Origin of the sequence: Sphingobacterium daejeonense, assembly GCF_901472535.1 — a bacterium.
Lineage (GTDB): Bacteria > Bacteroidota > Bacteroidia > Sphingobacteriales > Sphingobacteriaceae > Sphingobacterium > Sphingobacterium daejeonense.
The window spans coordinates 4,085,607-4,098,857 of record NZ_LR590470.1 but is presented as its reverse complement, the minus strand read 5'-3'; the positions used below and the strand labels follow the sequence as shown (position 1 = coordinate 4,098,857).

Here is a 13,251-nt window from a genome sequence, read left to right as displayed (position 1 = left end):
TTTGTATCTTTGCGTCCCCTCCTGCATGTAGCACGGGGGATATGTTGAATACATAAATAAAATTAAAACATGGCAACTAAAATCAGATTGCAAAGACACGGTAAAAAAGGAAAACCTTTTTACCATGTAGTAGTAGCAGACGCACGTTCACCACGTGATGGTAAGTTCATTGAGCGTTTAGGTTCTTATAACCCTAACACTAACCCAGCAACAATTATCTTGGATTTCGAGAAATCATTGGACTGGATGAACAAAGGTGCTCAACCTACTGACACTGTTCGCGCTATCCTTTCTTACAAAGGTGTATTGTACAAAAAACACTTACAAGGTGGTGTGAAAAAAGGTGCTTTTGATGAAGCTAAAGCTGAAGAGCTTTTCGCAGCTTGGACTGAAGGAAAAGATGCACAAATCGAAGGCAAAAAATCAGGCTTGGCAAAATCTAAAGATGATGCTAAAAAAGCTGCTCTAGCTGCTGAAGCTAAGAAAAAAGAAGAAAAAGCTGCCGCTATCGCTGCTAAAAATGCCCCTGTTGCTGAAGAAACAGCTACAGAAGAAGCAGAAGAAGCTGCTGATGCTGCAGAAAACACTGAAGAAACTGAAGGTTAATCCTTACTCTAAAGTATTTGAAAATGCCGGTCTAATCTTAGATCGGCTTTTTTTATAAATACAAACTCCAGAAAAAGGATAAATTAGGAAGATTAAATATTACCTATTAATAATTCGTATTTTTGCAAATTAATATTAAAGTATGACTAAGGATCAGTGTTTTTATATAGGATATATTAGCAAAACCAGAGGGTTGAAAGGAGAAGTACAAATGTTCTTCGAGTTCGATAATTATATGGACTTGGATTTGGAAATGGTGTTTTTGGAATTAGATAAAAAATTAGTCCCTTTCTTCGTAGATAAAATTAAACTACAGAATAATAGCACTGCCTATGTCAATTTTGAAGATATTGACCATATCGATAAAGCCCAACCGCTATTAAGAAAAAGCGTATATCTGCCAAATGACAAAATGCCCGAACGTGATCCTGATGATTTTACATACCATGATTTAGTCGGATTTATAGCAATCGAAGAAGGCGAAGGAGAACTGGGAGAAATAACCCATGTACAAGAAATGCCCCAACAATTTATAGCAACAGTGGACATTGATGGTAGAGATGCCATGTTCCCACTAAATGAAGATTTTATTGTAGGTATAGATCCAGAAGAAAAAATAATCGTCCTCAAGTTACCTGAAGGATTGATAGACATGTATTTGGAATAAAAAAGAAGGGAATTCACATGAATTCCCTTCTTTTTTCGCATAACATTTTGAGATTAAGTTGCTAATAACGATATTAGCCCTCGCTTATAGAGAAAGGCAGAGGGAATAGACCCGCTGAAGCCTTAGCAACCTGACACCAGTCAAGGTGCTACATTCTACCCCGATTAGGGAAAGATAAGCCAAAGAATCAGGATCCGCTGTGTTCTCTCTAAGCCTTAATATATTTTTATGAAAATCGTAGATCATATCAAAAACGCGAAAGGCAAGACATTATATTCTTTTGAACTGTTACCGCCTGCAAAAGGACAGGGAATTCAAAGTATCTTTCAAACAATGGACGAACTTATGGAATTCAAACCTCCCTTTATCGACGTGACCTACCATCGCGAAGATTACCTCTACAAACAACACGCTAATGGATTGTTGGAAAGGGTATCCTATAGAAAACGTCCAGGAACAGTAGCAATCTGCGCCGCAATCATGAGTAAATATAAAGTCGATGCAGTACCTCATTTGATTTGTGGTGGTTTCACTAAAGAAGAAACCGAAAATGCACTCATTGACCTGAATTTCTTAGGTATTGACAACGTATTGGTACTAAGAGGAGATGCCAGAAAAGGTGATGCAGATTTTATCCCAACACCTGGAGGACATGCTTATGCTACAGACCTCCTAAGACAAGTAGTGGATATGAATGAAGGATCATATCTGCACGAAGATATAGGAAGCTCCGAAAAAACAAACTTCTGTATAGGTGTCGCTGGCTACCCAGAAAAACACTTCGAATCCCCAAACTTCAATACTGACTTTAAATGGTTGAAGAAAAAAGTAGAAATGGGAGCAGAGTTTATCGTAACTCAGATGTTTTTCAACGTAGAAAATATAAAGAGTTCGTAACGAAATGCCGCGAGAATGATATACATGTACCTATTATTCCCGGATTAAAACCATTGACAACAAAAAAACAACTTATAACACTACCGCGGATATTCCACCTAGATATTCCCGAAGATTTAAGCGATGCAGTCGAATCCTGCAAAACAAATGCTGATGTAAGACAGGTTGGAGAAGAATGGCTAGTCCAACAATGTAAAGAATTAATTGATTTTGGAGTTCCAGTCCTGCATTTCTACACCATGAGTAACCCAGGGCCAACCAAAAAAATCGTAGAGAAATTAGTATAGGATACAATCCATTATTATAAATAATATACAAACAGGCGAATGAGAAATCATTCGCCTGTTTTTTTACCGCTGTTAAATATTGTTAAGGTGAAATTCTTATAGATATACTTTCTTAAATTTATTTGATATCTAACCATGTATTATGAACTATAATAAAATCAACAATTATCTTGGATGGCTTTGTGGATTCATTGCCCTTCTAGTATATTCTTTTACTGTAGAAAGATCAGTGAGCTGGTGGGATACTGGTGAATTTATTGCAGCAAGTAAAAATCTAGAAGTTGTTCACCAACCTGGTGCACCATTATTTCTAATGATCCAAAACATATTCTCAAATTTTGCTCTCGGAAATAATTCCAATATCGCTCTATGGATGAATATTGGATCATCAATTTGTTCTGCTCTGACCATTGTTTTTCTTTTTTGGACTATTACAGCCTTGGCTAGAAAAATTGTTTTGGGAAATAAAGAAGGTTCATCAATCCAATACATCCAAATATTTTCAGCAGGTATAGTGGGTGCATTAGCCTATAGCTTTACGGATTCATTTGGTATTCGGCAGTTGAGTCGGAGGTTTATGCTATGTCTTCACTCTGTACAGCGATTGTATTCTGGTTAGCACTAAAATGGGAGCGAAGAGCAGATAACCCTGACTCCAATAAATGGCTTTTATTGATCGCTTTTGTCATGGGATTATCAATTGGTGTCCATTTATTAAACCTTTTAACAATCCCCGCCTTAGCATTGATGATCTATTTTAGAAAAGCAAAACATGTTAACTGGAAAGGAGCAGTGATATCATTTGGTTGGGGCGTCCTTGCGTTAGCATTTATTTTATGGGGAGTTATTCAGTATTCAGTACGAATAGCATCAAATTTTGATGTGTTTTTCGTGAATACGTTAGGCATGCCGTTCGGAACAGGTATAGCATTTTTTATTTTGTTAATCATAGCTTGTGCAGTTTATGGCATCATATACTCTATTAAGACAAACAAACCATTATTGAATTTAATAATTCTAGGAATCTGTTTGCTATGCTTTGGATTTACTTCTTTTAGTATGGTTTTAATTAGAGCACAAACAAATATTGCATTAAACAATTATCAGCCGGATAATGCTTTTTCATTTTTAAGCTATTTAAGTAGAGAACAATATATATCCGAACCATTATTTAAAGGACCAACATTTAATTCAAATATTATTGATGTAAATGAAGGCAAAACATATAGAAAAGATGAAAAGCAATATGCTGAGATTGATTATGTAAAGGGGTATGAATATGATAAACAAGTTGTTTTTCCGCGATTATATAGTAGTAAACATGCTGATTTTTATAAGCAATATTTAAATTTATCAGAGGGAGAAACTCCAACCTTTACAGATAACTTGAAGTTCTTCTTCAATTATCAAATTGGACATATGTATTCTCGATATTTTATGTGGAATTTCGTCGGTCGCCAAAATGATACCCCTGGACAAGGTGAAATTACATCCGGAAATTGGATCTCAGGATTAAATTTTTTAGATGAAATTCGGCTTCCTGGAATAAATGCTGCACCGGAACACATGAAAAATGACCCTAGTAGAAACACCTATTTTTTCCTGCCATTAATATTAGGGATTATAGGTGCACTTTGGCAATTAAAGAAAAATAAGAAAGATACAGCAATTGTTGCCCTGATGTTCTTTTTCACCGGTTTGGCCATAGTTATTTATTTAAATCAATCACCTTTACAGCCTAGAGAACGTGATTATTCCTATGCAGGATCATTTTATGTGTTTGCAATTTGGATTGGGTTGGGAGTTTTAGGAATTATGGATTATTTAAAAACAAAGGCTCAGCGAATTTCAATCAATACATTGACATATTCTACAGCTACAATATGTATGCTAGCAGGTCCAATTTTATTGGTAAAGGAGAATTGGGATGACCATGACCGCTCCGAAAGAAATATGACCAGAGAAGTAGCATTAAATACTTTAAATTCTTGTGAACCAAATGCAATCGTAATTACTTACGGAGATAACGATACCTTTCCTTTATGGTATCTGCAGGAAGTCGAAGGAATACGTACTGATGTTCGAGTATTGAACTATGGATACCTCCAGTCAGATTGGTATGTTAAACAAGCAATGGAGGATATCAACAATTCAGAAGCATTGCCTATTGGCTTTAGCCATGATAAAGTGAAAAAAGGAATAAGGGATGGAATACAGGTAATGGACTTTGGAATTGAAGGATATTCAGATGTTGACAAACTATTAGAAGTTATGCTGTCTGACAATAAAAAAGACATGTTGGAAACTAGTAGGGGAGAGTTTGTAAACGTAATGCCTAACCGCAGACTTCAGTTGAAAATCAATAAAAACCAGGTAATAGAGAACGCCAATGTTCCGAAAGAATGGCAACAATTTATTCCAGAATATATGCAATGGGAATTAAAAAATAATTATGTTTCTAGAGCGGATTTAAGTTTAATGTCGATTTTAACGAACAATAATTGGGAAAGACCAATTTATTTTATTTCATCTTCCGCATCGGCAACATCGATGGGAATGGACAAGTATTTAGCCTCTGAAGGCTTGGTGAAAAAATTAATGCCAATAGATATGGGACAAGCTTCAGATAGATCTACATTAGTAAACTCAGACAAGATTCACGAAAATGCAATAAATAAATTTAATTGGAGTTCAATAGATCATTTAGAATATTTTTGATGTGGATTCCAATTTTCATTATGAAGGTTGGATATATCCAAATGTATACGTGGATGGAATGCAAACCTTAATGATGCAAGGTAAATTTGACAAAGCAAAGGATTTGGCCTTACAAGCCTACGACTTCCAACCCAAAGTGGTCAAAAGTATGAGACAAGTATATTCAAATTCGGTATTGTTGGATACTCTTGTCAAAGTTAAGGAGGTAGAAAAAGCTAAATCATTGGCAAGTAAACAATTGAAAGCAATCAATGAAAATTTGGACTTTCAATATGAAATTGCAAAAAAATCAAAAATGGGGTTTGATCAAATTTCCGTTGAATTGGGAATAGCGTCATTAGAAAGGTATATCCCTTCCTTAAAAGAATTGGGTGACGCTAATTTATTAGCAGAAGCAACAATGCTAGATAAAAAATATAAAGAAGTTTGGATGTAAAAAAGGAGGCGATTGCCTCCTTTTCGTTTTTTTTCTTATCCCTTTTTAGCCTCTTTTGCCCAAGAGTCCTTTAAGGTAACTGTTCTATTGAAAACTAACTTTTCGTTATTTGAATGTTTGTCATCTAGCGTAAAGTATCCAAGTCTAATAAACTGATACCCTTTTCCAACTTCAGCATTTGCTAGATCAGGTTCAGCATATGCTTTCTCGATAATGTGCAAACTGTTTGGATTGATAGATGATTTGAAATCTTCAGCAGCAGCTGGATTTTCATCTTGGAACAAACGGTCATATAAACGAACCTCAACCTCTTTAGCATGAGGAACGGAAACCCAATGGATAGTTCCCTTAACTTTCATTCCAGATGTATCCTCCCCAGATTTTGAATTTGGAACATAGTCACAGTAAACCTCAGTTACATTTCCATTTTCATCCTTTTTGAAATCTGTACACGTAACAATATATCCATGTTTTAAACGAACAGAAAGACCTGGTCCTAAACGGAAGAATTTCTTAGGCGCATCTTCCATGAAATCATCACGCTCAATCCATAATTCTTTCGAAAATGGAATCACTCTGCTACCTTCACCTCCCTCAACTTCAGGATTGTTCTCACCGTTTAGTTCTTCAACTTTCCCGTCCGGATAATTATTGATAATTAATTTGATAGGATCCAATACAGCCATCCTACGCCATGCAGTCTTATTGAGGTCCTCACGGATGCAGAACTCCAATAAACTAACATCAATCATGTTTTCACGCTTCTGAATCCCAATGCGCTCACAGAAATTACGAATGCTTTCAGGAGTATAACCCCTTCTGCGCAAACCTGAAATAGTAGGCATACGTGGATCATCCCAGCTCTCAACAAACTTCTCATTTACCAATTGTAGTAACTTGCGCTTACTCATAACCGTATAGGAAAGATTCAATCTCGCAAATTCATATTGTTTGGATGGGAAAATCTCCAATCTATCAATTAACCAATCATATAATGGCCTGTGTGGAATGAATTCCAATGTACAAACTGAATGTGTGATTTTTTCAATGGAGTCTGATTGGCCATGTGCAAAATCATACATAGGATATATACACCACTTATCACCCGTACGGTGATGGTGTGCATGCTTGATACGGTATAAAATAGGATCGCGCATATGCATATTAGGACTCGCAAGATCAATTTTAGCTCGTAATACTTTCTCGCCATCCTTATATTTTCCATCACGCATTTCTTCGAATAGTCTCAAGTTCTCTTCGATACTACGGCTGCGATATACTGTAGGTACTCCAGGTACTGTTGGACTCCCCTTCGAAGCAGCAATTTCCTCCGAGTTACTGTCATCAACATATGCTAGGTCCTTCTTAATCAGTTCAACAGCAAAAGCATACAAAGTGTCAAAATAGTCGGAAGTATAAAGCTCATCAGCCCATTGGAATCCTAACCATTGAATATCTTTCTTGATGCTATCTACGTACTCAACATCCTCAGTTACGGGGTTGGTGTCGTCAAAACGTAAATTAGTCTTGCCATTATAACGCTGTGCTAAAGAAAAATTTAGACAGATTGACTTTGCATGCCCAATATGAAGATAGCCATTCGGCTCAGGTGGGAAACGGGTGAGGACACGCCCATCATGCTTCCCCTCTCGAAGATCCTCTTCGATAATCTCTTCAATAAAATTCAATGATTTTTCTTCTTCTAACATGTAGCAAAGTTAGCTATTTCATCGATATTATGAATAAGTGCATGAACGATAAATGCCTGAATTTGCTTATTTTCGATATAAAATTAGAGAACTATGAATTTGAGAGCCTTTATGCTCCTTTGCATGTTAATTCCATTAGGTGCTCTGGCACAAAAAAAGGAAAAAACCAAGATTGCTAATATATGGCTCAAATGCCGTCGCTTGGACCGCAGCAGTGCAAGCAACACAATCCAATGTGCCAACAGTATCGGTATATAATGAACCCATCAATTCACAATTTAACTTAAATAAATGGGCTGAATCATTAAAAAATAACCATAAACCTGATTCCCTTAACAAAGACCCAGACTCAATAGATGCACTTGAATTAGGAACAGTTGGCTTCAATAAAGTTAATGACGCGGTAAATCCATTATTAACTGAAATTGAAAACAGAACGATTAAGAAGTTAGATAAAACAAAAAGAGGCTGGCAGGTTACACTCTCAGATAATCAAAAATTCAACGTTATAGCTATAATTGATGCAACTGAAAATTCAGATTTAGTGAAAATGGGTACGCTGGATTTTGAAACTCCAATAAAAGAAGAATTTACCCTCGCTAAAGAGATGACTCTACCACTTAGCAGAACCACTGTCGCTACATTAAATACAACAGATAGCATAAATAAAGTAGTTTTCCTGGAGGACATCTTAAAAGCTCAAAAAGATAATCTTTTTTGGATTGGGTAGAGGAAAATATTTACTGAATGAAAAACAGAATGACTCAGGTACAATCGCATTTTCAAAAGCTCTTGGTGTCACAGCAGGATATCTTGCATTTTTTAAAACTGATGCAAGCAAAATTGATGTCAGAAAATTGCAGGCTGAACTGATCAACTTCAGTAATGCAATAATCCCTTATCAAGATGTAAGGGCCGAAGACAGCCATTTTAAAGCAATCGTCAAATGCTATCTCACAGGTTTCTTTTTAGGTAAAGAACAAGGCAATAAATATATTTTTGATAAAAATGCAGCAGTAAGATTTGAAGAAATCAAACCTGTACTTAATGATATTTACACAAGAAGCCAACTTTGGTTCTTAGATAATTATCGTGATGAAGACCTTACTTGGAAAGATTTAATAAGCTTGATCAGATTTATTTCCTTTAAGGGTGATGAGGTCGATAGACAGATAAAAAAAGACTGGAATACAAAATTCAAATTTGAAGGTGAATATAATTCTGAAAGCAAAGTTACTCGCGAACAGTTTGCAGTGATGACGGATTTGTTCTCCACAGCATTCGCAAAAGCAATCAATCTGGATGGTACATTTGTGAAATAAAGATTCATCTATAAAACAAATAAGCCGCTAAATTTAATTGAACGGCTTTTTGTTTATGGTAAATAATCCTATGGGATAAGTTTATTTATAAGCGAATACTTTTGCCATTCCTTCATTGTTCGTAAAGGTAGTGTCAAGGTTGATCAATTCTCCAGTTCCAATATTGATAACCATTCCGTGAATAGCTAAATCAGCACCATTTTTCCAAGCGTTCTGAACAATGGAAGTAGAAGTTAAATTGAAAACCTGCTCTTTTACGTTCAGTTCAAACCAGTTTATTAGTTCTTTCCTCTGGATCTTGAATCGAGTCAATCTCAGAGGCATGAAGACGGTAATACGTCTTTGATATGGCATAACCAGTTATCAATAATACCATATTGTTGTGAACTTAAGGATGCAGCAACACCACCACAACCATAATGACCAGCAACAATGATATGTTTTACCTTTAATACATTTACAGCATAATCCAATACAGCTAACATGCTCATATCTGAGTGAACACACATGTTTGCAATATTACGATGAACAAAAACTTCACCAGGCTTCTTACCAGTCAATTCGTTCGCAGGAACACGGCTGTCTGCACATCCAATCCATAAAATCTCCGGACTTTGACCCTTTGCTAATTGTTGAAATCTACCACTTGTATCTTTCTCAACAAAGTTCATCCAATCCTTATTTCCAGCTAAATCTGATTAAATCCTGTTTCTAATTCTTTATTTCCCATTATATGTGATTTATTTTTTAAAGTATGGCCGTCAATAAGACCATACAAGTTTCTGCAATTATTTTAAAATATTTAAACTACTTTTTTAAGTTTTTGTTTTTTTTGAACGCTCTTTCTTTTATAAGTAACATCGTTCAATTCGATTTCTAAACCTTTGCTTAACGCATTCTGCTCGAAATCCTTGATTACATCAATTACGTCCTTGTCAATAAACTTGCTTTTTTGACCATCAATAATAATAGACTTAACGCTTTTTGGCAAATTGTATAACTTCTGTTGAATAGGGGCCTTGTTTAAAAAGGTAACCTCCTCAGCTAACGTGAAAAACCGCAGTTTCGCTCTCAGATTGATCCGTAGTCTTAATGTTAAGATGGTAAGCATTGTGCATATTAGCACGCAAAATGTAAAAAGTAGCAACCAAAATACCAATACCAACACCAGTTAACAAATCTGTAAATACTACCGCAACAACTGTTACTACAAATGGAATAAATTGATCCAACCCTTTTTTCATCATTTGCTTGAACAAAGCTGGTTTTGCCAATTTAAATCCTGTATGCAATAATATAGCCGCTAGTCCTGCTAATGGAATCAAATTGATAATGCTAGGAATAGCTAATAAGGCTACCAATAACCAAATACCATGAAGTATAGCGGATTGTCTTGTGCGACCACCTGCATTGGCATTTGCCGATGAACGAACAATTACGGACGTCATCGGTAATCCTCCAAGGAAACCACTAGTCATATTACCAATACCCTGAGCAACAAGCTCACGGTTTGTAGGTGAGTTACGCTTTAATGGATCTAACTTATCAACCGCTTCAATACTCAATAAAGTCTCCAAACTCGCAATAATAGCAATCGTAAAAGCAACAATCCAAACCTCTTTATTGAAGATCTGCGTGAAATCAGGAAAAATAAACAAGCCCTGGAATTCAGCTATCGAGGAAACAACTGGAATGCTAACAAAATGGCTCTCGCTTAATGCAAAGTTCGTTCCTTGAAATGCATAACCTAAACCAACTCCTAATAACACAACAACCAGTGGTGCAGGAACTTTATTTAATTTTTTGATGCTAGGCCAAAATATTAATATCGCCAAGGATAAGAAACATATAATAGTGGCTCCCCAATTTACACTGGAAAGAACGGTATTCGTAAATGCAGCAATTCCTCCATTCTCAAAATCAAATGCATTAGTTTCTGATAAACCGAAAGCTAATGGAATTTGCTTTAAGATAATCGTAATACCAATCGCAGCAAGCATACCCAAAATAACAGCAGATGGAAAGTAATTCCCAATCATACCGGCTTTGATAATTCCTAAAATCAATTGGATCGCTCCAGCAATGAGAACAGCCAAAATAAAGGTCTCATATGCTCCTAACTTCTCAATTGCCCCTAAGACAATAACAGTCAATCCTGCAGCAGGACCACTAACTGATAATGGAGAACCTGAAATTGAGGCAACTACAATACCACCAATTATACCAGTTAAAATACCTGCAAACAAAGGCGCTCCCGACGCCATTGCAATCCCCAAACATAATGGCAATGCCACTAAGAATACTACAATACTAGAAGGGAAATCATATTTTAAGTCCCTTTTTGATAATTTCAAAAAAGCGGACGTACGTGTACCAAACATAAACTTACGTTTTAAATTTTTAATTCAACAAATGATAAAATGATTCGATATGCCCATTAAGACATCAATAATGACGTCAGAACATAATTATTCCTCGAAAGTCGAATTAACAGTTTGGAGGTGGGGTGGGAACGGAAGAATGGTAGGCACAAATACTCTTTTCGTTTTTCAGGTAGTGTTTGATGCCGCCAGTATTTTCAACTGTGGGGGTTGAAACTCATAAAATTGATCTCACCTGGCCTAAAAATCTTGATGCCAGTCTCATGCAAATCTTCATTATTGCTGTTAGCACCTTTTGCCGTGTTCTCAATTTCTAATTGCATGACCACTTGCAAGACTGTACCCTGATCAAGTACATCTACAAACATAGGCGTAACAGAAATTAGCATCTTCGTGAAAAAGATAAAAAAGCAAAGCTTTGCCGCTAATATTCTATATGCTTTTGTAAATATGTATGCCCGTGTAATCATATAACATCACAAAAATAAAATTTAATTTCAAAAAAAAAACCTTTTTTGAAATTTTTATTATGAAAAAATTACAAAAGTCGTGCCTTTTGTCTGAAATCTTAATATTATGTTAACATAACTTTGTTTAAATTCTTAAGTTGAAAAAGGATATCTTTATTCATAAATTTAAATAGCGGATTAATGCTAGATAATTATGAAAGAACAATTTATTCAAAAAATAACAACTTCTTATAGCCCTAAAGGGCCTTTTATTCAATTAGGATCAGGAATCTTAAACGGTGAAATTGTTACTGAGGCAAAGGTAAATCTTGCCCTCAAAATGATGAACCGACATGGACTTATTGCCGGAGCAACAGGAACAGGGAAAACTAGAACCCTACAATTGATGGCTGAGCAACTCTCCGATGCAGGAGTGCCAGTGTTTATGCTGGATGTGAAAGGTGACCTATCCGGCCTCGCTCAGCCAGGAAAAACAAATGATGCCCTAATCGAACGTGGAAATGCTGTCGGTATTCCCTTTCAACCAGCAGAATTCCCAATAGAAATATTCTCTCTGTCAGGAAAACTTGGAGCACCAATGCGAGTGACTGTAGAAGATTTTGGTCCTGTATTGTTAGCCCGCATATTAGATCTGAATGATACGCAAGCTGGAGTATTGAGTGCTATATTTAAATATGCAGATGATACACAGTTACCAATAGTAGATTTCCAAGACCTCAAAAAACTCCTTAGCTATTTGTCAGACGGACCAGGAGCAGAGGAAATAAAAAATGATTATGGCAAGATTTCAACAGCAAGTGCAAACACCATATTGAGAAAAATTGTAGCTATAGAACAACAGGGATTAGCACATATTTTCGGAGAGAAAGAATTCGATATAGAAGATCTATTTGGAAAAATTGATGGAAAAGGAGTGATTACACTTTTGAATATCTCCGATATCCAGGATCAACCTTTATTGTTCTCTACATTTCTATTAAGCTTATTAGCCCAACTCTTCAAAAACCTTCCCGAAGTAGGAGATTTAGACAAACCAAAGTTAGTCTTCTTTTTCGATGAAGCACATTTACTATTCAATGGGGCATCAAAAGCTTTCTTGACACAAATCGAACAAATTGTAAGATTGATCAGGTCAAAAGGAGTAGGCGTATTCTTCTGTACTCAAGCAGCAACAGATATTCCTGAATCTGTCTTGGGACAATTAGGAAATAGAGTGCAACACGCCCTAAGAGCATTTACCCCAAACGATGCGGACAACTTAAGAAAAACAGTTAAAACGTATCCAACCTCTGAGTTCTATGAAATCGATAAAGTTTTAACCTCATTAGGAACAGGTCAAGCATTAATAACAGTATTAAATGATAAAGGTATCCCAACAGAGGTAGTTGCAACTCATTTAGTTCCCGCTAGAGCGATTATGGGGCCTTGTTCGACAGAAAAATATCAAGAACTTATTCAGAACTCTGAATATAGAGGCAAATACCAAGAAAGAGTAGAAAGAGAAACAGCCTCTGAAATTTTAGAAGAAAGACAAAAAGTTAATGAGGCCAAAGCTGAAGCTGAAGCAACAAAAGCGGCCCAAGAGAAAGCAGCCAGTAAAAGCAGCTCCTCGAGATCCAGAAGACAAACACCTTTGGAAGCAGCCCAAAATCAAGCCAGCAGAACATTGGCAAGAGAAGGAGCTAAGCTCTTAGGAAAAATCGCAACAGGAATCCTAAACTCCATATTCAAAAAGAGATAATTTTAAAATACTATATT

11 protein-coding genes, 3 pseudogenes and 1 riboswitch are annotated in these 13,251 nt (G+C 36.1%); of the genes and pseudogenes, 9 read left to right on the top strand and 5 right to left on the bottom strand.

Translation table 11 applies throughout. The annotated features are described in order from the left end of the window. Positions 1–69 precede the first annotated feature (69 nt). From FGL31_RS19615 to FGL31_RS19590, 6 genes and pseudogenes are all read left to right on the top strand, one after another. Positions 70–606: a 30S ribosomal protein S16 gene (locus tag FGL31_RS19615; protein WP_099370591.1), complete on the top strand. Its 537-nt coding sequence runs from the start codon at positions 70–72 to the stop codon at positions 604–606. 142 nt (positions 607–748) lie between these two features. Then, on the top strand, positions 749–1,273 hold the full coding sequence (gene rimM / locus FGL31_RS19610; protein WP_138093886.1) for a ribosome maturation factor RimM: 525 nt from the start codon (positions 749–751) through the stop codon (positions 1,271–1,273). A gap of 81 nt (positions 1,274–1,354) precedes the next feature. After that, positions 1,355–1,454, top strand: a riboswitch (SAM riboswitch). Between the two features lie 47 nt (positions 1,455–1,501). Further along, a pseudogene (locus FGL31_RS19605) lies at positions 1,502–2,457 on the top strand (methylenetetrahydrofolate reductase). 142 nt (positions 2,458–2,599) lie between these two features. Further along, positions 2,600–3,171 (top strand): annotated as a pseudogene (locus FGL31_RS30590) (glycosyltransferase family 117 protein); the annotation flags it as partial. Beyond that, positions 3,145–5,175, top strand: a complete 2,031-nt coding sequence (locus tag FGL31_RS19595) for a protein O-mannosyl-transferase family (RefSeq protein WP_512745635.1) — start codon at positions 3,145–3,147, stop codon at positions 5,173–5,175. The pseudogene FGL31_RS30590 and the gene FGL31_RS19595, both read left to right, overlap by 27 nt. Before the next feature lies 1 nt (position 5,176). Then, entirely contained in the window at positions 5,177–5,611 is a 435-nt protein-coding gene (locus tag FGL31_RS19590; RefSeq protein WP_138093880.1) for a tetratricopeptide repeat protein, read from the top strand. A 35-nt stretch (positions 5,612–5,646) separates the two neighbouring features. On the opposite strand, the gene FGL31_RS19585 is transcribed toward FGL31_RS19590, so the two are convergent. After that, complete coding sequence (locus tag FGL31_RS19585; RefSeq protein WP_138093878.1) at positions 5,647–7,320, bottom strand: glutamine--tRNA ligase/YqeY domain fusion protein; 1,674 nt, start codon at positions 7,318–7,320, stop codon at positions 5,647–5,649. A gap of 235 nt (positions 7,321–7,555) precedes the next feature. On the opposite strand from FGL31_RS19585, the gene FGL31_RS19580 reads away from it, so the two are divergent. Next, the gene (locus FGL31_RS19580) at positions 7,556–8,050 is read left to right on the top strand and encodes a hypothetical protein (protein WP_138093876.1); all 495 of its coding nucleotides are present in this window, start codon (positions 7,556–7,558) and stop codon (positions 8,048–8,050) included. Continuing rightward, positions 8,043–8,642, top strand: coding sequence for a hypothetical protein (locus FGL31_RS19575; protein ID WP_138093874.1), 600 nt, complete (start codon positions 8,043–8,045; stop codon positions 8,640–8,642). The genes FGL31_RS19580 and FGL31_RS19575 overlap by 8 nt, the downstream gene beginning before the upstream one ends. 81 nt (positions 8,643–8,723) lie before the next feature. Here FGL31_RS19575 and FGL31_RS30445 read toward each other — a convergent pair. From FGL31_RS30445 to FGL31_RS26785, 4 genes and pseudogenes are all read right to left on the bottom strand, one after another. After that, positions 8,724–9,372 (bottom strand): annotated as a pseudogene (locus FGL31_RS30445) (carbonic anhydrase). 72 nt (positions 9,373–9,444) lie between these two features. Then, entirely contained in the window at positions 9,445–9,633 is a 189-nt protein-coding gene (locus tag FGL31_RS26790; RefSeq protein WP_232046996.1) for a hypothetical protein, read from the bottom strand. Positions 9,634–9,682: 49 nt separating this feature from the next. Then, positions 9,683–11,023, bottom strand: a complete 1,341-nt coding sequence (locus FGL31_RS19565) for a SulP family inorganic anion transporter (RefSeq protein ID WP_232046995.1) — start codon at positions 11,021–11,023, stop codon at positions 9,683–9,685. Positions 11,024–11,220: 197 nt separating this feature from the next. Continuing rightward, the gene (locus FGL31_RS26785) at positions 11,221–11,391 is read right to left on the bottom strand and encodes a hypothetical protein (protein WP_232046994.1); all 171 of its coding nucleotides are present in this window, start codon (positions 11,389–11,391) and stop codon (positions 11,221–11,223) included. A 295-nt stretch (positions 11,392–11,686) separates the two neighbouring features. Between FGL31_RS26785 and FGL31_RS19555 the strand changes: the two genes are divergently transcribed. Beyond that, positions 11,687–13,234: a helicase HerA-like domain-containing protein gene (locus FGL31_RS19555; protein ID WP_232046993.1), complete on the top strand. Its 1,548-nt coding sequence runs from the start codon at positions 11,687–11,689 to the stop codon at positions 13,232–13,234. Positions 13,235–13,251 lie beyond the last annotated feature (17 nt).